Raw genomic sequence first — 23,202 nt, 5'->3', positions numbered from 1 at the left:
TAGTCAAGTTTTTATGTCGCTCAAAGATGGAAATTCTATATGTTTTTGAAAGAATTGTTTGGTGCAATGGCCGTAGTAAAGATGATGTCTGAGGTTGTCATTAAAGAAGCATCGAAAAATAAAGATTGGTAAAATTGAGTATATGAAACGATATAGAAAAATAATGAAAATCGTATTCCAGTGTGTAATGTTATTGGTGATGGCTTTCTCTTATGGTCAGTCTCAAGAGCAAAACAATAGCGAGAATTTTACCGTTCAGAAAGGAACCAATATTGCGCATTGGTTATCACAAAGTAGTCGCAGAGGAGAGGAGCGTGAGCAGTTTTTTACAAAAGAGGATATCAAAGCGATCGCTGCTATGGGATTTGACCATATCAGGTTGCCAATTGATGAAGAGCAAATGTGGAATAATCAGGTTGAAAGACATGAAGATGCTTTTCAGCTAATGGATAATTGTATGAAATGGTGCGAGCAATACAATCTAAAGGTTATAGTAGACCTGCATATTCTTAGGTCTCATCATTTTAACGCCAAAGAAAAACCCTTGTGGACAGATGCCAGGGAACAAGAAAAATTCTTCGACTTATGGCGCGATTTATCCAAAGCTCTGAGCAAATACCCAAATTCTCTTGTGGCCTATGAATTAATGAACGAAGCAGTGGCCGATGACCATGAATCATGGAACAAACTAGTGAAGAATGCCTTTACCGCCATTCGTGAGCTTGAGCCAGAACGGACGATTGTTATTGGGTCTAATCGATGGCAGTCCGTAGATACTTTTGATGAGCTAAAAGTGCCGGAGAATGATAAGAACATTCTACTGAGTTTTCATTTTTACACCCCTTTTCTGTTGAGCCATTACAATGCCAGTTGGACGAACTTAAAGGAGTATAAAGGTCCTGTTCATTATCCTGGCATTCTATTGACCGAAAAAGAATTCAATGCCCTTCCCGAAAACGTGAAGCCATCGGTGAAACAATATGTAAATGTAAAATTTGATAAAGAGGTCTTGCTAGAATTATGGCAAAAACCGATTCAAAAAGCAAAATCCTTAGGTCTACCGCTATATTGTGGCGAATTCGGAATTATTGAGAAAGCACCTAAACATGAGGCTTTGGCATGGTATAAAGATATGATGGCCCTGGTTGAAGAAACGGGAATAGGTCACGCCAATTGGAATTATAAAAGCGGAAGTTTTGGCCTCGTAGCAGATGACGGCACCCCGTACCAAGAATTGATTGATATCATTACAAACAAAAAATAATAGGACTGAATGAAAAGTACCAGAGCATGTAAATCAAATTTCTTTTCAAAGCACTATTATATCGTTGTATTTCTTGCAAGTTCTTTATCCTTGATGGGGTGTGCCGCAACCAAGACAGAAACTTGGCAATGGGAACAAATTGAGGCAAAAGGAGAGCCGACAGCCCGCCATGAAGCAGGTATGGTTGCTTATAAAAACAAAATTCTGCTTATCGGAGGTAGACGTATCAATCCCACGGATGTATTTGATACGGAGAACAATACTTGGACGGCAAAGTCACCAACACCTATAGAAATTCATCATTTTCAACCCGTAATTGTTGGTGATGCTGTGTACCTTATTGGAGGAATGACCGGGCAATGGCCGAATGAAACTCCGTTAGACCGTGTGGTTATTTATTACCCAGAGAAAGATGAGTATGTATATAGTCACGAAATTCCTGAGCACCGCAGAAGAGGTGGGGCAGGTGTTGTCGCTTATAATGGTAAAATTTATGTAGTGGGTGGCATCACCAAAGGTCATATGAACGGTTACCAGCCGTGGTTTGACGTATATGATCCAATAACAGGAGAATGGGATGTATTGGCTGATGCCCCTGACGCTCGCGATCACTTTCAAGCTGTTGTGGCCAATAACAAATTATATGCTTTTGCAGGTCGTAAGACATCAAAGAAAACTAATCAAGACATGGTGCTTACCAATCAATATGGTAACGTGTATGATTTTGAAAAAAATGAATGGCTAAAGGTTACCGATAATTTGGCTATTCCTACTCAAAGAGCTGGGAATGCCGCATTTGTTTGGAAGAGTGAGGTAATTGTTGGCGGAGGGGAAAGTATAGCTCATGAAGTTGCCCATAACGAAGTACAGGCCTATGACGTCAAAGCGAAAACGTGGCGAAATTGGCCGTCAATGATACAAGGGCGGCACGGCACCGGTTATGCCGTCGTTGGCAATTATGTCTATATGGCTGCAGGTAGTGGTAACCGTGGAGGCGGACCCGAACTGACTACGATCGAGAGGTTGAAATTGCCGTCAAAAACAGAAGAAAGTAGAGAAGTTGCCAATACTAATTTTACTGAAATCAAAAAACAATGGCATACGATAGAACTTGATTTCGAAGGACCTGAAACTTCTGAAAATGCTACGGATAATCCGTTTTTAAACTACCTGCTACATGTTGAGTTCAAAAATGCGGAAACCAAGTATACGATACGAGGTTTTTATGCTGCAGACGGAAATGCTTCAGAATCTGGTACAGATAAAGGAAATATTTGGAGCGTTCGGTTTACCCCTGAGCAGCTGGGCGATTGGTCCTATTCTGCAAAATTGTACCATCAAGATAGCATTGCCTTAAAAAATGATGTTTCCACAGCAGATAAAGTTTCTATTTCCAATGCCTCAGGAGCATTTAAAGTAGTGGCATCAGATAAAGAAGGTGTCGACTTTAGGGCTCATGGTAGGCTCGTAGCATCTAACGGATATTATAGATTTACGGGGTCTGATAAATATTGGTTGAAGGTGGGGGCCAACAGTCCGGAAAACCTTTTGGGTTATGTTGATTTTGATGATACGTACCGTATGGAGGCTTCCAATGAAGATGGCGAAGCAAGTACCACTAATGAAATACATTCCTATCCCTTACACCTAAAAGATTGGAAAACTGGTGACCCTACTTGGAAAGATGGAACAGGAAAAGCTCTTATTGGAGCGCTAAATTATCTTGCTTCTACAGGAATGAATTCGGTTTATTTCTTGACAATGAATATTTTGGGTGATGGAAAAGATGTTTGGCCTTATGTGAAACCAGATGAGTTCAATCGTTTTGATGTAAGTAAACTAGAACAGTGGGAAATTGTTTTTCGCCATATGCAGTCCAAAGGATTGTTGTTGCATATCATTCTACAGGAAACGGAAAATGAAACCTTATTGGATGGAGGGGATACGGGACCACTAAGACAATTGTACTTCAATGAATTAATGGCGCGTTTTGGTCATCATTTGGCACTTAATTGGAATTTAGGTGAAGAAAACGGACCTGCAGATTGGTCGCCCTTAGGGCAGAATGATGCCCAAAGAAAAGCAATGGCAAAATTTATAAAGGAGTCTGACCCATATAATCATCCGGTACTTTTACACACCCATTCACAAGACCCTTTACGAAGTGATATTTTAGATTCTATTGTGGGGTACAAATATGTAGACGGGCTATCCTTACAACAAGAAGAAAGAAAAGAAACCGCAGAAGTAATAGAAAGATGGAAGGAGAAATCTGAAGCAGCAGGAAACGGATGGTTGATTACCATGGATGAAATTGGAAAATGGTACCAAGGTGCTGTCACTGATAGTGAAGACCCTACCCATGATAGCTTAAGAAAGTATGTGTTATGGGGCACGTTACTTTCCGGTGGTGCCGGTGTAGAATGGTATTTTGGAGCAAAACACCCGCATAATGATCTAAACTCGGAAGACTGGCGAGAAAGATCCAAGCTTTGGGAAATATCCAATCACGCTAGAGTATTTTTTGAAGAGAATCTACCCTACTGGCAGATGCAACCGGAACATGGTCTGCTTAATAAAGAAGAAGCGTATTGTCTTCGAGAAAAGGGAAAGGTCTATGCTTTGTTTCTTCCAGATACCAAAAAAGCGACAATTAATTTATCGGAGGGCGAAGGAGAATTCGAAGTGCATTGGTTCGATCCCCTAAATGGGGGAGAACTTCAGTTGGGAAGTATAACAACTTTAAAAGGCGGAGCTGTAAGAGAATTAGGGGCACCACCAAATTCAAAAGGCACCGAGCATGACGACTGGGTCTGTTTATTGAAGAAAAAATAACTAGGCCCAATATATACGATACACCAAGGAGTTAGGCAATTAATTTTATTGAGCTTTTAATGTTTGAATCTCTGTCGGTCACTTCATATGTAGCGTAAAAAATTGTTTTAGAGTAAAGATGGATTTTTTTATTTGAAGAAATTGGAGTGCAATTCAAAGTAAGGTGTACAGACCGTGATTGCCTTTCACAGTTATGGGAATGTCGTAAAGTAATCTGTTCTCGTAATCTAAAAATTTAGATGGCCATAGTGACCTCTAAACTGCCCAGAATACTCTATTGTCTTTTGAGAAAACGTACTTACTTTGGCTTGTTGTTCATATACTCTGTTGGGCTCATTTCAAACTGTTTTTGAAAATTACGGCCAAAACTCGTAGGTGAATTGTAGCCCACGATTTCAGCCACTTCAAAAACGCGGTAATTGCCTGTTTTTAAGAGTTCTGCCGACCTTTTTAATCTAGCGATATTGATAAGTTCATTCGGACTTAAATTAGAAATATCTTTAATTTTTCTATATAAAGTAGACCTGCTCATATGCATTATTTCCGCTAGTGTTTCAACATTTAAATCGGGGTCGGCCATATTGGTCATAATTACTTCATCCAACTTTTTGATAAAAGTATCATCTGTTTTAGTATTTGCAATACTTCTAATATGTGCCAGTGGTGAACTGGCATAATGTTCCATGACATGCCTTCTGTTTTCGATCAGATTGGCTACATGAATTTTCAAGTGTTTTACAGAGAAGGGTTTTTCTATATAAGCATCTGCCCCAGACTCCAACCCTTCCATTTTTGAGCTCATAGCATTTTTTGAGGTAAGCATAATTACAGGTACATGGCTGGTTTCAAGATTGGTCTTTATTTTTCTGCACAGCTCAAAACCGTTCATGCCCGGCATCATAACATCACTGATGACCAATTGAACATTTTCTTCTTGAAGTAATTTCAGGGCTTTCTCCCCATCGGTGGCCTTTAAAACATAGTAATCTTCCCTTAATTCTTTCGATACGAAATCAAGAAGTTCAATACTGTCTTCTACTAAAAGAATAATATTCTCATTGCTCTGGGCCGCAGGCTGGTTGTCTATAGACTCATCTATGTGGTTATCTTCAACCTTTTCTGGCCTTAACATGAATTCTTTTTCTTGGTGCACAGGTACAGTGAGAACAAAACTATTCATGTTGCCGTCAGAGGTGTCTATGGTTAAACTGCCCTGATGCATTTCGGAAAGAGATCTAGCCAATGCAAGGCCTATACCGGTACCTGTTTGATTCGATGAATCTGAGATTCTATAAAAAGGCTCAAAAATTTTTTCCTTTAAATGATTCGGTATCAATTCTCCATCATTTTTAATATGCAGTCTTATCGTTTCCTCATCACAACCCAAATCTACCAAAACAGTATTGTCGGCATATTTAACAGCATTGCCATAAAGATTGCTTAGTATTTTCTTAAATGCTTCGGGGTCTACCGAAGCGTAGATGTCTGCATCGCCTAGGGCTAGTCTAAAATCGACCTCTTTATCCCGAATAGCCTCACTAAATCTTTCATAGGTTGTTTGAACAAGTTTTGTAATGTTGGTTTTGACGAACGTTAGGTTTACCCGTTCAATTTCGGTTTTTCTAAAATCCAATAATTGATTGACTAGGTCTAACAATCGGTTTACGTTTCTTTTTACAATCATCAGATTGTCATGACTTCCCGAGGATTGTTGGGTCGTCTGTAGAGTTTTTTCCAACGGACTTTTAATTAAGGTAAGAGGTGTTCTTATTTCATGGGATATATTGGTGAAAAACTCAATTTTTGCCTCGTATATTTCTTTCTCCTTTCGGTTATTTAATAATTTGATCTTTCTTTCATTTTTAAACCTGATGCGACGGTGGTATTCGCGAAAGGCCAGAAAAATTATAAGAATTGTGCATAGAAAGTATAGAAAATAGGCAAGATTGCTTCTGTAAAATGGTGGTAGCACTTCGATTTTTAAGCCATCGGTTTCCATACCCAATACGCCACTACTATTCATGGATTTAAGAATGAAATTATAGTTTCCGGCCGCTAATTCCGTAAAGTAGACTTTGTGGTCTTTTTGTAGGTGTACCCAATTTTCATTTAGCCCCTCCATCTTATACCAATATTCTGTATTTTCCGGTGCGGTATAACTCAAGGCAGCAAACTCGAGACTAAATGATGATTGCGATGGCTTTAAGGTAATCTCGTCTAATGAGATGGTTGATTCTTGTATGGGAGAGTTCTCTTGGCCCACAAAAACATTTTCATTGTTGATTTGTAGCCCAGTGATATAAATGGGTGCACTGAAGGTGTTTTTCTTAAAATCTTCTGGGTTAAAACTGATCATTCCGTTCACACTACCAAAGTACATAGTGCCATCAGAGGCTTTATACGCAGACTTATAATTGAATTGTTCGCTTTGTAGGCCATCAGCCTTTGTGTATACCTTTTTTATACCACTGATCGGGTTGTACTCTATAAGGCCATTTGAAGTACTGATCCATAATTGGCCGTTATTGTCTTCGAGAATCGAGTAGAATACATTGGTTGGAAAACCATCTTTAATGCCATATTTCGTGAAACCTTTTTTCTCTGTATTATAAAGGTTCAATCCATTTTCAGTACATACCCAAATATTATTCTTTGAATCTTGAAAAACGGAATTAATATGATTGTTCGAAATACTTTTCGGATCTGATGTATCGTATTGATAGGCATTTTTGTCTTGGGTAATCGGATTGTAAGAATATAAACCATCGAAAGATGTACCTGCCCACAGCACCCCCTCGTTGTCCGCAAGAAAACACCTATAAGAAAGGTCGTGTGGTAGGCCTTCATATAATTCGAATTTTTCCGTTTTAGTATTGAATGTTTGTACCCCGTAGGTGGTCAAAAAGAAAATATTTCCTGATTCATCTGGGTCGATCGAAAAAATGAAATTGCTACGCAGACCATCTTCTTTTTCTCTGCCATAATGTTTTTTTAGACGGCCTGTTTTGATATCCAATACATCTAGTCCACTATCGAACATGCCTATCCAAAGCTGTTCTTCTATGGGTAAAAGGCCATGAATATTATAATGTGCCAAATTACCTGCGCTATCTTTTTCTCTAGAAGTGTAATTGGTGAAAACCCCGGTGGTTGGATTGTACTTGTTAAGACCTCCATCTTCGGTACCGATCCACAGATTACCGTACTTATCTTCACAAATCTCTCTAAGTGCATTTCCGTTCAACGAATTTTGCGAAGACATAGGGAAGAATTTCTTGAATGGAGAATCTTGTTTCGCTCGATAGTTGATTCCGCCAAAGTAAGTTCCTGCCCATACACCTCCTTCTCGATCTACGGTCAAAGTATACACGGCATTGTCAGATAGTGCGTACGGATTATCATGATTTTTGGTAAGGTTATCATATCTTTTGGTAATCAAATTGTAAATATGAAGGCCAGATTCGGTAGCGACCCAAAGCTCGTTGTCTCCGTTGAGGGCAAAATCACGAACATATTGGTTGCCGGCGGTCAAAAATTCAATTTCTTTCAGTCGGTTGGTGATTATATCAAATGCCAATACACCATGGTTTTGAGTGCCTAATAAAAGGGTTCGGTCATCCAATAGATAAAGTTCATTAATTCCGAACGGGCTTTCAGGACTTGCACTAACTCCTAACTTGAATTCATCGAAAGATTCATCCTCATCCCTGTAACGGTACAACGTGTTCGTAGAACAGGCCCATATGCCGTTTGTGGTGTTTAGAACATCTGTCGCATAAAAAAAATCACTGGCAGAAAAGACTTTATTTATATGATTTAGATAGTCATACTTTACGACGCTGCCGTCAGCTATAAACCAAAGTAACCCCGAGCTATCACTCGTCATATCGAGAATTTGGGTGTTCTCGGTGCCCTCTACAATATCAAAATTTTCTAGCTGCTCATTAAAAGCGAAAAGACCATTATCAGTGCCCGCCCAGATTTTACCTTTAATTTCATAGAGACTTTCTACATAGTTGCTCCCCAAGCTTTTTGGATCATCGGGGTTGTTTTGAAATAGGCGAAAATTATAACCATCATAACGATTTAATCCATTCTTAGTGCCAAACCATAAGAACCCTTTTTCGTCCTGCATAGAGCTTTGAACGGTATTGTGCGATAGACCGTCTTCAACCTTGTAATGTTTGAAATAAAAATCTTGACCACAGAGATTGGTTACCTGTAAAAGAAAGAACAATAAGAGGAATTTCATATTCATCAAAAATGAGGGAATATCGTTAAAAGTTAGTGATTAATCTTCAACAAATCGTTTCAGACACGATACGAATTAGGTCAAAACGGCTATAATAAATTAGGAATATTCGATTTGAACGGATCGGACGGTAAAAAGAAACAAAAACAGAATAGGTTAAGCTTTAAATTTATTTGTTTTGAGAGTTGTCTAATAAAACCACCTAACGATGAAATTTTGTAATCAGCTTTCGATTAAACTAGACCGTGTTATATTATTTGTATTCTTGTTAAGGTCAGTTGCCTTTATGGCACAATATAGCCCAGCCGGCGATAAAATTAAGACCAAATGGGCCGAGAATATTGATGTGACCAACGTGCTGCCAGAATATCCTAGGCCGATAATGGAACGTTCGGAATGGAAAAATTTGAACGGGTTGTGGGATTATAGCATTTTGAAAAAAGGGACACAATTGCCTGATAGTTTTGATGGAAAAATTTTAGTTCCTTTTGCTGCTGAATCTAGTCTATCTGGCGTAATGAAAGAAGTTGGTTCGCAAAATGAACTGTGGTATCAGACTAAATTTGAAATTCCCGCTGATTGGAATGAAAAAGACATTCTCTTACATTTTGGAGCGGTCGATTGGAAAGCTGATATCTGGATCAATGACGTAAAAGTAGGTTCGCATACGGGCGGTTATACTCCTTTTTCTTTTGACATAACGCCTTTCATACAAAGTTCAGAGCAGGTTTTGACCGTTAAAGTTTGGGATCCGACTGATGAAGGTCCTCAACCTCGCGGCAAACAGGTGAAAAAGCCAGAGGGTATCTGGTACACTCCCGTCACAGGAATTTGGCAAACCGTGTGGATAGAGCCTGTGAATACTAAAAACATAGTAAGCTTGAAGACGGTTCCCGATATTGATAATAACACGATAAGCATAAAAGTTGAAACTGAGGGAACCTCTTACGGTGATATTGTTGAGGTTTTGGCTATGGACGGTGCAACTACGATTGCATCCGCAAAGGCAAATGTGGGGCAAGAAACTGTTTTAAGTATTCCAAATGCAAAATTATGGTCGCCAGAATCTCCATTTCTTTATGACCTACAAGTTAAGTTGCATAGCAAAAATGAGCAAGTTGACGAAGTAAAGAGTTATTTCGGAATGCGTAAGATATCCATGAAGAAAGATGACTATGGTATAGTACGCATGCAGCTGAACAATAAAGATTATTTTCAATTTGGCCCCTTGGATCAAGGTTGGTGGCCCGATGGTTTGTATACAGCTCCTACAGATGAGGCTCTCAAATACGATATTGTAAAGACCAAAGAACTTGGGTTCAATATGATCAGAAAGCATGTAAAGGTTGAGCCTGCAAGATGGTATACCCATTGTGATAGACTCGGCATTTTAGTTTGGCAAGATATGCCTAGCGGTGATAAAAGTCCGCAATGGCAAAACCACAACTATTTCACAGGTACAGAATTCAAAAGATCTGCTGAGTCAGAAGAAATCTATCGTAAAGAATGGAAGGGTATTATGGATTATCTCTATTCCCATCCTAGCATTGTGACCTGGGTTCCCTTCAATGAGGCATGGGGTCAGTTCAAAACGGAAGAGATTACAGAATGGACAAAAGCTTATGACCAAAGTAGACTTGTGAATTCAGCCAGTGGGGGCAATTTTTATCGTACGGGTGATATTGTCGATTTACATAATTACCCTGGCCCGGCCATGTATTTATACGATGCGCAAAGGGTAAATGTCTTAGGTGAGTATGGAGGAATCGGCTTACCCTTAAAAGGGCATTTATGGAAACCGGATAATAACTGGGGGTATATAAAATTCAAAAACTCCAAAGAAACTACCGATGAATATATCAAGTATGCGAAAGAGCTCAAAAACTTGGTCAAATCAGGTTTTTCTGGGGCGGTCTATACACAAACGACTGACGTAGAAGGTGAAGTTAACGGTTTTATGACCTATGATAGAAAGATAGACAAAATGAATATCAAGGAAGTCAAGAAAATTAACCAAGAAATCATCAATACTTTAAATTAATTCTTGGGTTACTAGACCAGATTATTGTAACAATTAGCTTTTTTATGAGACAGTTAGTGCCCTTCGTATTTCTTTTGGTTTTTTTCTCTTGTAAGGAATCTGAAAAGGAAGCTGCCGAACCATCGGATACAGGGCTTATTCAAGAGGATGAAAAATCACCTGGCTATTTCACGAATCCGCTATTGGATAGTGGTGCAGACCCTTGGACCATTTATCACGAAGGAAATTTTTATTACATAAAGTCAGGTGATAATGCTATTACCTTGATGCGAACTGCTGATATCACTGATTTAAGAAATGCGGAGTCGAAGGTAATTTGGCGGGCTCCAGAAACCGGTGATCATTCTCGAAACATCTGGGCCCCTGAAATTCATAATATTGATGGACACTGGTACATCTATGTGGCAGGGGATGACGGAGATAATCGAAATCACCGAATGTTCGTTATAGATAATAGTTCTGCCGATCCGTTCAAAGGTGAGTTCAAAGTGAAATCTAAACTTAAAACTGACCAAAATGATAATTGGGCCATTGACGGAAGTATTTTTAAACATCAAGACCAGCTCTACTTTATTTGGTCTGGTTGGGAAGATCCCAAAACTGATGGAGGTGAAGAGACCCAGAATATTTATATCGCTACAATGTCTAACCCCTATACAATAAGTTCTGATCGGGTATTGATAAGTACTCCCGAACATGAGTGGGAAAGAAATTGGCATTATCCAGGAGTTTGGAAACCGGACGCTCCGGTATACGTTAATGAAGGACCCCAAATGTTAGCTCATGGAGGTAAGGTGCATATTGTTTATTCCGCAAGCGGATGTTGGACTCCCTATTATGCCCTTGGCCTTTTGACGATGAATAAGAATGATGACCCCATGAAAAAATCGTCATGGTCAAAATCGGAAGACCCTATTTTTCAACAGTCGAAAGAGAAATCTGTGTTCGGAACCGGGCACAACTCCTTTTTCAAAAGCCCGGATGGTACCGAAGACTGGATATTGTATCATGCCAATGATACTCCTATTGGTGGCTGTAGTGACAAACGTTCACCTAGAGCACAAAAAATCAATTGGTCGTCAGACGATATGCCCATTCTAGGCTTTCCATTTTCTACTTCAAAACGGCTTATAAAACCGTCGGGAACAGTCTCTAATAAGTAGCTGGTAGTCGGTAATTACACGATTTTTTTATTTACATCACTACTCTCTTTTTCTCTCCCCATAAAGTTGCCTGCAACTTCCTGTCTACAACATCTAATTGTCATCCCCCTCTTGATCAGAACAAAACCCAGTGCTTCTTTATATGCGTTAGAAACTTGTGTTTGGTTATAGGCTATTTTAATTATAGTGTTCAGGTATTTTCCGCTGCATTGCCCATAGAAATCCTAGAGATATTTTAATTCATAGCTAGTTGAAACAGGTCGTAGATGTTATTATTAAAGGTTGATTTATAGTGTCTTACTGTTGCTTCAGCACCATTTGTTCCAATGTGCAACAAAATGTTGCATTGCTCACGATTTCTTAACCTTCTCTTAAGAATTGACCGATTTGTACGATAGAATGAAACGCTATAAATGTAGGTACCCGTCTTAATTGAGTTTATTTGATAGTTGACAATTTGATAATCATCGAACCGAATTTTAATTAAAAAATTAATTAAACCAAGAATCAATGAAAATAAATCACTGAAACATTGCTCAATATAAGAATATGTCACTTCACTCAACAGACGCAACTAACTTCTAAGCAATCTTTCAAAAATGAAAAACAATGAAAAAACCACAAACTAGTATACTAATGAAGATTATTCTATCTGTGTTTTTGATATGTGCGATGGTACATTCAAATTACGGTCAAGATGCATCTTCGGTTACAGGTAACGTAACATCTGCTTCCGATGGCGGGCCGTTACCTGGTGTATCTATTATCATTAAAAACACCACTACGGGTGTGACCACAGATTTCGACGGAAACTACGAAATAAGTGCTCCAGCAGACGCCACTTTAACGTTCAGTTACATCGGGTTTCAAAAAATGGAAGTGCCCGTTGATGGTCGAACAACCATAGATGTTCAAATGAACGACGATGTAGCTGCTCTTGATGAAGTTGTTGTTACAGGTTATTCGACTCAGGACAAGAAGTCGATTACAGCAGCAATTTCTACAGTAACCAGTGAAGATTTGGAGAATGTGCATGCCGGTTCCTCTGTAAGTTCGGGTCTAGCTGGTAAAATCTCTGGTGTAACCTTTAAGATGCCCGATGGTAGACCAGGAGCCTCTGCTACGGTTCAGATCAGAAACATGGGCAACCCCTTGTTTATTATTGATGGCATTCAACAAGACGAGAGACAGTTTAACAATATTTCGCCAGGTGATATCGAGAGTATTTCCGTGCTGAAAGATGCTGCCGCGGCCATTTATGGGGTGAGGGCGGCAAATGGTGTAGTAGTCGTTACTACCAAACGTGGTAAAAAGAACTCAAAAAATGTGGTGAACGTAAATGCTTATTACGGGGCGCAGAATTGGTCTCGCTTTCCAGAAACGGTTAATGACTCGTACCTCTATATGAGCAAAAAGTCAGAGGCTGATTTAAATGAATTTGGAGAGACCCAGATAACCCCTGAAGAACTCGAAAAGTACAGGGTGGGAACCGAGCCAGGTTACCGTTCTTTCAATTGGAAAGATTTTATTATAAAGAAAAATGCTCCGTTATATAGTGTTAATCTGAGTACCACCGGAGGTTCTGATAAAATCAATTATTATATTTCGGGAACACATCTAAAGCAAGAGGCCGTACTAGGTCCTGAATTTAATTTCGAACGTACCAACATTCAAAGCAATCTAGATGCCAATATTACAGACCGTTTAAAGGTTGGTGTACAGATTAACGGAAGAATTGAAACAACCGATAACCCGGGTATTCCCGGTGCCGATGATTATTGGTTGCCTCGCTTTGCCATTTTGCGTAACAGACCTTTTGAAAGGCCTTATGCTAATGACAACCCGGAATATCTTAATGACATCGGGCATAATGAAACCAATTGGGCTCTACACAATAAAAAAATCGGTGGCTATTCGACTGATATATGGAGGGTTCTACAATCAAATTTTAACGCAGAATACCAGTTTGGAGGGGTGTTGGAAGGGCTATCGGTTAAGGGCACCTATTCATACTCTATACAAGATCAGGTGTTGAACGGCCATGAGTATACCTATGAGGCTTATACTTATGATGCTGAAAACGATGCTTATAATGTTACCGGCGGTAGTACCAACCCCTGGCGTGAGCGTAGAAATCGAAAAATCATTAAAAATGTGTATCAAGGTCAAGCACAATATAAAAAAGCTTTTGGACAAGAAAAAGACCATAATGTAGAAGGGCTGTTCATAGTAGAACGACAAGAGGAGCGGGATCAGAATCAATGGATGCGCTCGGTACCTGAGAATAATATACTTCCCTTAATATACTTTGCGAATTTAGTGGAGTTTAATGACTACGATGGTGAAATTGCACGAATCGGCTATATCGGTAAGTTCAATTATAATTATAAACAGAAGTATTTCTTGGAAATTTCTGGTCGTCAAGATAAGTCTTGGAAGTTTGCACCCTCAAAAAGAACTGGTTTCTTTCCGTCCGGGTCTATAGGTTGGAGGTTGACCGAAGAAGATTGGTACGAATATATTGCAGGCGACGACCCATGGGTAACCGAATTTAAGCTTAGAGCATCTTATGGTATTTTGGGTGATGACGATATTGGTATTGGTGCTTACGACTATTTACCGGGTTATAACTACAATGTGGGTACCGCAATTCTAAATGGGGAACCAGTTGTAAGTGCCAGGGATAAAGGTCAAATAGTCGATAATCTTACTTGGTTTAAAAGTAAGATAACCGATATCGGTTTCGATTTTGCCCTTTTCGATGGTAAGGTGACTGGGTCGTATGATTGGTTCTACCGGTTGAGAACTGGCTTGCGTGGTTTCAAATATGATATTTTGATACCGAGTGAACTTGGTTATTCACTGCCCGATGAGAATGTAAACAGTGACGCTCAGTCCGGCTTTGAAGGTTCTTTGAGCTATAACGACAACTTTGGTGATTTCAATCTCAGTGTCTCTGCTAACGGTGCTTTCTCTAGAGGTAAGTTTATTGAATCGTACAAGCCGAGGTTTGAAAATTCATGGCAAGAATATAGAGTCTCTGGCGAAGGCCGTTACAATGATATTCGTTGGGGGGCCAATGCCATCGGTCAATTTGAGACGCAAGAAGAAATCAATAATCATCCAGTGGATATCGATGGGCAAGGTAACAGAACTCTACTGCCAGGCGATTTAATCTATGAAGATATCAATGGAGACAAGAAAATCGATGGTTATGATGAAAAGCCTATAGGTTATAGTTTTGGCAAACAACCAAATGTAAATTTCGGATTGAATATTCGATTAGGTTACAAGGGGGTCGATTTTACCGCTGACTTTTCAGGAGGTTCGGGTTATTCATGGATACAGCATTATGAAACACGTTGGGCATTCCAAAACCAAGGTGCCCTTAATACACTATTTTTAGATAGTTGGTCAAGGCAAGATCCGGCCGACCCCAATAGCACATGGGTGGCTGGTACTTATCCAGCGTTACGGTATAATGCCGGATACCACAGTAATTACAGGGTATCTTCGTTTTGGATGCACAATGTTAAGTATCTCCGGGCACGAACCCTTGAATTAGGGTATTCATTACCTCAGCCGTGGCTTGATAAAGTTGGTTTGCAAAAAGCTCGCTTTTACATCAATGGCTATAACCTGTTCTCAATAGATAATTTATCGGAGTTCGGCATTGACCCCGAGGTCAATGAAGAGAACGGATTGCAATATCCGCAAAACAAATTTGTAAATGTAGGGGTGAACCTTTCTATCTAAAAAATAATCGTAAAATGAAAAAGCATATTTATTTACTGTTAATTGCCAGTTTAGCAATTTGGAGTTGCTCTAAAAACGATGAAGAGTTTTTGGATCGGCCTTCAACCTCGATTTTGACACAAGAACAGATATTTTCCGATCCAAAAACTACACTTTCTGTATTGGCCGACCTTTATAATAGGTACTATGACTTTGGTACGGTAGAAGATTGGTCTACAATGGCCCGATTCAATGTGGCCTATTGGTCTGAAGCGGGTCGATACCCAGAATTTCAGAACGATGGTTGGGGTTACGGTGCTTGGGGCACTTGGGACTATGCGTATATAAGGGAAATTAATCTTTTTTTGGAGAGATGTTCAGAAGCTACCGAATTGACCGAAGAAGATAAGACTCGTTTTTTGGCCGAAGCTAGGTTTTTGAGGGCTTCCTATTATTTTGAATTGGTCAAGCGTATGGGAGGTGTTCCACTCATTCTAGAATCTGAAACCTATGATTTTAGTGGTGATGCTTCTTATTTACAACATCCTCGGGAAACAGAGGCAGCTATATATGATTTTGTCATAAGCGAGGCTGAAGCATTGAAAGATATATTGCCAAACGATGCCAATACCAAATCAAGGGCTACCAAAGGTGCAGTTCTGGCCATGCAAGCCAGAGCTGCGCTCTATGCCGCTTCAATAGCCAAATATGGCGCGACTACACCACAGGTTTCATTACCCGGTGACGAAGTAGGCATACCGGCATCAAGAGCCAATGAATACTATACCAAAGCTTTGGAAGCTTCCGAAGCAATTATTAATGGTGAAGCAGGTGGCTATGGTCTTTATACCAAGAAGCCTGACCTTTCTGATAACTTCTCCAGTATATTTTATGACAAGGCGAACAACCCGGAAGCTATTTTTGTAGAAGATTATCTTGTAGGTGGTGGTAAAACACATGGTTATACCATCGTTAACCAGCCAAGATTCGGAGCCGAAGAAGAAGAAGGTGGGCGTATCAACCCAAGTTTACAGTTTGTTCAATCGTTTGAACTGTTGGATGGCACCTATGCTCCACTTGAAAATGAAGTTGGCGGGGCTCCGGTATATTTTGATAACATTGGTGATATTTTTCAAGGTAGGGATGCTCGCCTGGCGGGCACGGTTATTTTGCCCGGTAGTACTTTCAAATCAACAGATGTTGATATTTGGGCCGGTGTAGTATTGGCAGATGGATCTGTTGTCAGCGGTGATTCAAGAGGTCAGCAAAAAGAACTTCCTGGAATGGAAGGCCAAGTACAGGTCGTAGGTTTTGACGGACCCATTGATGGTCTTGAGTTTACGGCCCAGACCGGTTTTTATATCAGAAAGTACCAAGACCCAGCAACGGGATCAGGTAGAAGGGGTACTCAAAGTGATGTTTGGTTTATAAGATATCGTTTTGCAGAGGTGTTGTTGAACGCCGCCGAAGCTGCTTTTGAACTAAGTCGGCCTGAACTGGCTGCCGAGTATCTCAATGATGTGCGTGAAAGAGCAGGTCTTACTGTTCCTTTGACCGCAGCTGATATCACCTTCGATAAGATAGTGCATGAGCGTTATGTCGAATTAGCTTTTGAAGGCCTTCACTTCTTTGATTTAAAAAGATGGAGACTGGCTCATGTTATTTTGGATGGTAACCCGATTTCGCCTGAAGAGGTTACAGAGAACATCGGTGTTGCCACCAAAAGAGAAACGCAACCCTATAATATCTGGCCCTATAAGTATTACAATCCAGGTGATCCCAATGATGGTAAATGGTTGTACAGGATCAATAGACTTTCACGAATTACCGGATCCGATAGATTCCGTTTAGGAAACTATTATTCTGAAATCGGTCAGAACCTGATAAATAATAACCCGAAACTGGTTAGAAATCCTAATCAATAAAACTAGAAAACTAAAGAATATGAAAGTTAAATTTTATATACTGGCATTACTTGTACTGGTGGTTGCCACCTCATGTGAATTGGATAACTTCAATGAGCCAGATGCTACTTTTACCGGAAATATTGTATACGAGGGTCAAGCGATACCAGTCGCTAGAAATCAGGTAAGATTCGAGTTATGGCAATCGGGCTATGGTAGCCCGGCGCCTATCGATGTGGCTATAGCACAAGACGGAAGTTTTAGCAGTAGACTGTTTTCCGGCGATTATAAGTTAATTTTCCGTCCGGGTGAAGGACCTTTCAGAGCATCTTCAGATACCTTGTATTTTGGTGTAGATGGAGGTAAATCTATGGATCTTAACGTAACTCCGTATTACATGATTCGCGGTGCCCAGTTTTCCCATGCTTCCGGTACGGTAAGTGCTAACTGTGAGGTTGATCAAATAATAACTGGAGCAAATGGCAGAAATGTAGAACGTGTTACCTTGGTAATCAATAGAACCCAGTTTGTAGATACCAATAGCGGTGGAGAGGGTAGTGTTGCTCAGGTAGATGCTGATTTAAGTGATTTAAGCAATTTATCTATGTCTGTTGATATCCCAGAGGATGCCAAAAAACCCGATCAAGATTACATATTTGCTAGAATAGGGGTAAAGGTCGAGGGTGTTGAAGATATGATCTATACCCCAGTTGAAAAACTGACATTTTAAAATAAAGCTTCCAGACTGTTGTTAGGTTGAACGATGCTAGAAGAAGGAAGTTTCTTAAATATGGCTAATGTTGAGTTAGTAGTTACTTATATTGAGGTTTTACCGGACTTTGTAGTTGGAGTCCGGTATTCAATATATCCTACTATTCTTTAATTTCAAGCAATTTGGTCTAAAATATATGTAGAATTATAAAGAGAGAAGTAGTTGAACTATAATTTAAAGTACTATAAATTCGGGCTAGCAATTATGGCCGTGATTTTGACCTTTCTTTCATGTAAAGATAAAGTGAAAAACAAGGTTTCAAATGAAGAAGCGGCCATTTCAACATTTACGAATCCCCTTAAAGTAGAATTTGGGGATCCGTTTGTCTTGGACAATGGCGATGGCACTTTTTATATGTATGGAACGGGCCAAGTAGAAAATGGCTTTGCTACCTATTCATCGAATGATTTGGTGAACTGGAAGTTCGAGGGCCGTATTTATGAAGGAAATATTGAAGCTTCTTGGACTCAAAAGAACTTTTGGGCACCCGAAGTATATAAATTCGGAGCCAAGTACTTCTTATTTTTCAGCGCGGATGACAAGGATAATCCCAACGATGAACTTGAAAATTTCAAGATTGGGGTGGCCGTTTCCGATAGTCCTAAAGGTCCTTTTAAAGATTTGACCGACCAACCTTTATTTGATCCCGGGTATCCTATTATCGATGCGAATGTCTTTAAAGATGACGATGGTAAATTTTACCTTTATTATTCGAGGGTTTGCTATAAACATCCTGTAGAGAGCGAGATTTCTCAATGGGCCAAAGAAGAAGGGCTCTACGATGAAATTGAAGAAAGTTGGGTCTATGGGGTAGAATTGGCAGCTGATTTTAAAAGTGTTATCGGTGAACCCCAATTACTACTTAGGCCACCACTTGAAATGAATGATCGTAATGCCGAATGGGAAAGCCGTTCGGTTACTTCGGGGGAAGTAAATAGAAGATGGACGGAAGGATCTTTTACCTTTAAACATAACGGAACCTATTATATGATGTATTCGGCAAATCATTACGCAGGGCCGAATTATGCGGTGGGTTATGCCACATCTAATTCACCATTAGGTAAGTATCAAAAGGCAGATAACAATCCTGTTTTACAAAAGAATATAGATAAGGGTGGCGATGTTACCGGTACCGGCCATAATATGGTTTTGTCACTTAATGGCGGAAAAAAAATGTATACCATGTACCATGGTCGAACGAAGGCAATGGGTGAAAATAGAGTTGTTTTTATAGATAAGATGAATATTGAAGAAGACGGTACTTTAATAGTAGATGGCCCAACCACGGAATCGATTCCAAAACCCTTAGAGAATTAAAAATTAAACCCCCAAAGGCGAAAAGCTAGTGTTGAAAATTACAACCTACATATCGATAGTTTTATCAAGCCTTTTGGTTATTGCCTTCTTTTCGTTTGGTGATGATGCTCAGTCGCAAACATTTAAAGTTCGACCTAGTAAAGATGATAGGCCAAATATTGTAATCATCATGGCCGATGATCTCGGTTTTTCAGATTTAGGTTGCTACGGTGGCGAAATAAATACGCCGAACTTAGACTGTCTGGCGGCAACAGGTGTAAGGTCTACTTCATTTTATAATACTTCCCGGTGTTGCCCCACAAGAGCTTCTCTACTCACGGGCTTATATCCGCACCAAGCGGGTCTGGGTAGAATGACAATGGATGCAGGTCTGCCGGGTTATCAAGGTACATTGAACGCAAATACAGTTACCATTGCCGAGGTACTCAAAAAAGAAGGGTACCAAACGGGTATGGTAGGTAAATGGCATGTTTCTGAGACGAAGGACCTAGGAGGCGACAAACAACTCAAATGGTTGGCTCATCAAGAAAACTACGGCCCATTTTCCGATTTAAAATCATACCCAACCGCAAGGGGATTCGATAAATTCTATGGCAATATCTGGGGTGTGGTCGATTATTTTGATCCATTTAGTTTGGTCAATGGCAACCAGTCAGTAGAAAAAGTGCCCGAAGATTATTATCATACGCAAGCTATAGGAGATTCGGCTGTTGCCTATGTAAGCGAGTTTTCTAGAAAAGAAAATCCATTTTTCTTGTACGTGGCCCATTGCGCTCCCCACTGGCCGCTTCAAGCCCCTGACAGTATAATTCAAAAGTATGTTGATAAATACGATAAGGGATGGCAAGCTATTAGGGAAGAACGTTATAAGAATTTGATTGAAAAGGGGTTGATATCTGAAGATACCCAATTGCCAGAATTTATGTTTCCCAAATTAAATTGGGAAAACAATTCTGATAAAGAATGGGATGTACGCGCTATGGCCGTACATGCTGCCATGGTCGATATTATGGATAGAACCATTGGCGAATTGATAAAAAAGCTCGAAGAAACCGGTGAACTGGAAAATACGTTGGTACTCTTTCTCTCTGATAACGGGGCGAGTTCAGAAAGACCCTCTAAATATGGCCCTGGTTTCGACAGGGCAGGCAGTACACGAAACGGCGAAATGGTTCAATTTCCTGTTGACAAAGAAGTGCTTCCCGGGCCACAAACCGTTCTTTCAGGTATCGGTCCGCAGTGGGCACATTCCGTAAATACTCCCTTTCGGTTTTGGAAGGCCAAAGTCTTCGAAGGCGGTATCAATACTCCGTTTATAGCGTCGTGGCCAAAAGAATTAAAGAATGATGGCGAGGTGAGAACAGTGCCTGCCCATGTTAGTGATATTATGGCAACCTGTGTAGATGTATCTGGTGCTACTTATCCAACAAAATTCGATGGAAGGTCAATAACCCCAACTCCTGGTAACAGTTTGATTCCTTTATTAAAAGGCAATACCGATCGACCCACACAAGAAACTTTTTTTTGGGAACATTTCGGTTCTCAAGCACTTCGTAAAGGAGATTTAAAATTGGTAAGGTTAGATGCTGGACAACCTTGGGAACTCTATAATCTATCGAACGATAAAACGGAACAGGTCAATTTGGCCGCTACCCATCATGAAGAATTAAAAGAATTAGCGAAAGAATGGGAAGAACTGGCTAGCAAATACCAAGTTTACCCTGCTCCAAATTAAAAAAGGATAATTATGAAACTGAAATTAGTTGCTTTAGGCATTTTCCTAACGGTAGTTTTTTCATGCAAACAAGAAAAGAAGCAGGATCAACCGGAACAAGAAGAGGCCACTGAGGTTATGGAGGCCAGAGCCGGAAATCTTAATGCCGGGGCTTTTGACACGATTGTCGATGGTGATCAAGTAAAACTATATTGGCTTAAAAATGATGATATTGAAGTAGCCATCACCAATTATGGAGGAAGAATAGTGGGTCTATTTACCCCGGATACCAAGGGTAATTGGGTCGATGTGGTCATCGGACGTGGCAGTGTTAAAGAATATATCGATGGACCGGAATCTTATTTCGGAGCTTTGATAGGAAGAGTGGGCAATCGAATTGCAGGAGGTAAATTCAGCATAGATGGTAAGAATTATTCGGTGGAGACCAATAATGGTAAAAATGCCTTGCACGGAGGCCCGAACGGTTTTCAAGATAAAGTTTGGAAAGTACAGTCTAGCAACGATACCACGTTGGTACTGAATTATTTGTCGGAAGATATGGAAGAAGGTTTTCCTGGGGCTCTAGATGCGAAGGTAACTTACCACTTGATAAAGCCGAACATCCTAAGAATTGAGTACGATGCCGTGACCGACAAGCCGACCATTGTTAACCTTACCAATCACGCTTACTTCAATTTGAATGGAGAGGGCAGTGGCAACATTTTAGACCATGAAATGATTTTGTATGCCGATAAGTTTACCCCGGTCGATGAAACTTTGATTCCTACGGGTGAGTTGAAAGCGGTAGAGAATACTCCTTTTGATTTTACAGAGCCTCATAGAATAGGAGAGCGAATTGAAGCGGAAGATACTCAGATTAAATATGGAGGTGGCTACGATCATAATTTCGTTCTTAGCAATCAAACGAACAATTCTTTAAAGCAGGCCGCCACGGTAGTAGGCGACAAATCAGGTGTGGTTATGGAAGTCTTTACGACCGAACCCGGCGTACAATTTTATAGTGGTAATTTCATGAATGCAGAGAATAAGTTAAAGTCGGGCGCACGCGATGAAAATCGATCGGCTTTCTGTCTTGAAACCCAACATTACCCAGATTCGCCTAACCAAAAGAATTTTCCAACCATTAGATTAAACCCGGGAGAAGAGTATCATACGATGACTGAATACCGTTTTTCCACTAAATAAATTACCGACCAATGAGATGTAGCATTTCTTTTCTACCCATTTTTATCGGCTTTCTTTTCAGCGGTTATGGTCAAGATTCCTTGGCAAATCCTTTGATGGCCGATCCGACTATTTTTCAGGAAGATGGTACGTATTATTTATATGGAACCACCGGAGATCCAAAAATGGGAAAGGATAAAGGTTTCTTGGTCTACACTTCCAAAGATTTAGTTGACTGGCAGGGTCCATCTGGCCCATCAAAAGGGTTGGCCATGAGAAAGGGAGATGCATTTGGTACAAAGGGCTTTTGGGCTCCACAAATATTTGAGTACGACTCTAAATATTATATGGCCTATACTGCCGATGAGCACATCGCATTGGCTACTTCGAGCCATCCTTCCGGTCCTTTTAAGAATAAAGAAAAGAAAGACTTGCAGGCCGCTGTAAGGCAAATCGATCCCTTTATCTACTTTGATGATGACGGTAAAAAATACCTTTACCATGTAAGGTTGACAGAGGGTAACCGAATTTTTGTGGCTGAACTTGAAGACTCGTTAGAGGCCATTAAACCTGAGACCTTAAAAGAATGTATTTCTGGCGAATTGCCTTGGGAAAATACGTGGGATAGTGAATGGCCTGTAACCGAAGGACCAACTATTTTGAAGAGAAACGGAATTTATTACATGATTTATTCCGCGAATGATTTTCGTAACCCTGATTATGCCGTTGGCTATGCCACTAGCGATCATCCTTTAGGTCCTTGGACCAAATCTAAAAACGGACCTTTTATTACGAAAGTGATTTTAGGAATCAACGGAACCGGCCACGGCGATGTTCTAGAGCATGAAGACGGTTCTTTGTATTATGTCTTTCACACTCATTTTGATGATTCAAAGGTACAGCCGAGACGTACGGCAATGGTCAAATTAGAATTTAGCGACGGTGACGAAGGGCACGAAGAAATAAGCATAGATAAAAACACATTTAGGTTTTTGCAACTTAAGGGCAAAAAATGATTAA

At 40.1% G+C, this 23,202-nt stretch carries 12 protein-coding genes; 11 read left to right on the top strand and 1 reads right to left on the bottom strand.

The window, feature by feature from the left end; all coding sequences use genetic code 11:
• Positions 1–142: 142 nt before the first annotated feature.
• Positions 143–1,264: a glycoside hydrolase family 5 protein gene (locus tag IV512_RS15575; protein WP_245224869.1), complete on the top strand. Its 1,122-nt coding sequence runs from the start codon at positions 143–145 to the stop codon at positions 1,262–1,264.
• Positions 1,265–1,273: 9 nt separating this feature from the next.
• Positions 1,274–4,099, top strand: coding sequence for a DUF5060 domain-containing protein (locus tag IV512_RS15570; RefSeq protein WP_209404996.1), 2,826 nt, complete (start codon positions 1,274–1,276; stop codon positions 4,097–4,099).
• 298 nt (positions 4,100–4,397) lie between these two features.
• On the opposite strand, the gene IV512_RS15565 is transcribed toward IV512_RS15570, so the two are convergent.
• Entirely contained in the window at positions 4,398–8,351 is a 3,954-nt protein-coding gene (locus IV512_RS15565; RefSeq protein WP_209404994.1) for a hybrid sensor histidine kinase/response regulator transcription factor, read from the bottom strand.
• A 208-nt stretch (positions 8,352–8,559) separates the two neighbouring features.
• Between IV512_RS15565 and IV512_RS15560 the strand changes: the two genes are divergently transcribed.
• The 9 genes from IV512_RS15560 (at position 8,560) to IV512_RS15520 (ending at position 23,198) form a co-directional block, all read left to right on the top strand.
• A complete protein-coding gene (locus tag IV512_RS15560; protein WP_209404993.1) occupies positions 8,560–10,392 on the top strand; it encodes a glycoside hydrolase family 2 protein in 1,833 nt (610 codons plus the stop codon).
• A gap of 44 nt (positions 10,393–10,436) precedes the next feature.
• Positions 10,437–11,555 (top strand): family 43 glycosylhydrolase, encoded by a 1,119-nt coding sequence (locus IV512_RS15555; protein ID WP_209404991.1) that lies wholly within the window; start codon positions 10,437–10,439, stop codon positions 11,553–11,555.
• 636 nt (positions 11,556–12,191) lie between these two features.
• Positions 12,192–15,311: a TonB-dependent receptor gene (locus IV512_RS15550; protein ID WP_245224867.1), complete on the top strand. Its 3,120-nt coding sequence runs from the start codon at positions 12,192–12,194 to the stop codon at positions 15,309–15,311.
• Between the two features lie 14 nt (positions 15,312–15,325).
• Positions 15,326–17,215: a RagB/SusD family nutrient uptake outer membrane protein gene (locus tag IV512_RS15545; RefSeq protein WP_209404990.1), complete on the top strand. Its 1,890-nt coding sequence runs from the start codon at positions 15,326–15,328 to the stop codon at positions 17,213–17,215.
• A gap of 19 nt (positions 17,216–17,234) precedes the next feature.
• Positions 17,235–17,924, top strand: coding sequence for a DUF3823 domain-containing protein (locus IV512_RS15540; protein ID WP_209404988.1), 690 nt, complete (start codon positions 17,235–17,237; stop codon positions 17,922–17,924).
• Positions 17,925–18,128: 204 nt separating this feature from the next.
• Positions 18,129–19,283, top strand: coding sequence for a glycoside hydrolase family 43 protein (locus tag IV512_RS15535; protein ID WP_245224865.1), 1,155 nt, complete (start codon positions 18,129–18,131; stop codon positions 19,281–19,283).
• Positions 19,284–19,314: 31 nt separating this feature from the next.
• Positions 19,315–21,018: an arylsulfatase gene (locus IV512_RS15530; RefSeq protein ID WP_245224863.1), complete on the top strand. Its 1,704-nt coding sequence runs from the start codon at positions 19,315–19,317 to the stop codon at positions 21,016–21,018.
• Positions 21,019–21,030: 12 nt separating this feature from the next.
• Positions 21,031–22,203 carry an aldose epimerase family protein gene (locus tag IV512_RS15525; RefSeq protein WP_209404986.1) on the top strand — a complete coding sequence of 391 codons (1,173 nt, stop codon included), beginning with the start codon at positions 21,031–21,033 and terminating at the stop codon, positions 22,201–22,203.
• 11 nt (positions 22,204–22,214) lie between these two features.
• Positions 22,215–23,198 carry a glycoside hydrolase family 43 protein gene (locus tag IV512_RS15520; RefSeq protein ID WP_209404984.1) on the top strand — a complete coding sequence of 328 codons (984 nt, stop codon included), beginning with the start codon at positions 22,215–22,217 and terminating at the stop codon, positions 23,196–23,198.
• Positions 23,199–23,202: the final 4 nt, after the last annotated feature.

Source organism: Pseudozobellia sp. WGM2 (genome assembly GCF_017810075.1).
Classification (GTDB): Bacteria; Bacteroidota; Bacteroidia; order Flavobacteriales; family Flavobacteriaceae; genus JADNYK01.
Note: the sequence above shows the minus strand (reverse complement) of the source record. Positions and strands in the feature narration are given on the sequence as shown.

Coding starts and splice junctions, on each gene's coding strand:
- IV512_RS15575 (WP_245224869.1), top strand. CDS start 143: ATGAAACGATATAGAAAAATAATGAAAATCGTATTCCAGTGTGTAATG.
- IV512_RS15570 (WP_209404996.1), top strand. CDS start 1,274: ATGAAAAGTACCAGAGCATGTAAATCAAATTTCTTTTCAAAGCACTAT.
- IV512_RS15565 (WP_209404994.1), bottom strand. CDS start 8,351: ATGAAATTCCTCTTATTGTTCTTTCTTTTACAGGTAACCAATCTCTGT.
- IV512_RS15560 (WP_209404993.1), top strand. CDS start 8,560: ATGAAATTTTGTAATCAGCTTTCGATTAAACTAGACCGTGTTATATTA.
- IV512_RS15555 (WP_209404991.1), top strand. CDS start 10,437: ATGAGACAGTTAGTGCCCTTCGTATTTCTTTTGGTTTTTTTCTCTTGT.
- IV512_RS15550 (WP_245224867.1), top strand. CDS start 12,192: ATGAAGATTATTCTATCTGTGTTTTTGATATGTGCGATGGTACATTCA.
- IV512_RS15545 (WP_209404990.1), top strand. CDS start 15,326: ATGAAAAAGCATATTTATTTACTGTTAATTGCCAGTTTAGCAATTTGG.
- IV512_RS15540 (WP_209404988.1), top strand. CDS start 17,235: ATGAAAGTTAAATTTTATATACTGGCATTACTTGTACTGGTGGTTGCC.
- IV512_RS15525 (WP_209404986.1), top strand. CDS start 21,031: ATGAAACTGAAATTAGTTGCTTTAGGCATTTTCCTAACGGTAGTTTTT.
- IV512_RS15520 (WP_209404984.1), top strand. CDS start 22,215: ATGAGATGTAGCATTTCTTTTCTACCCATTTTTATCGGCTTTCTTTTC.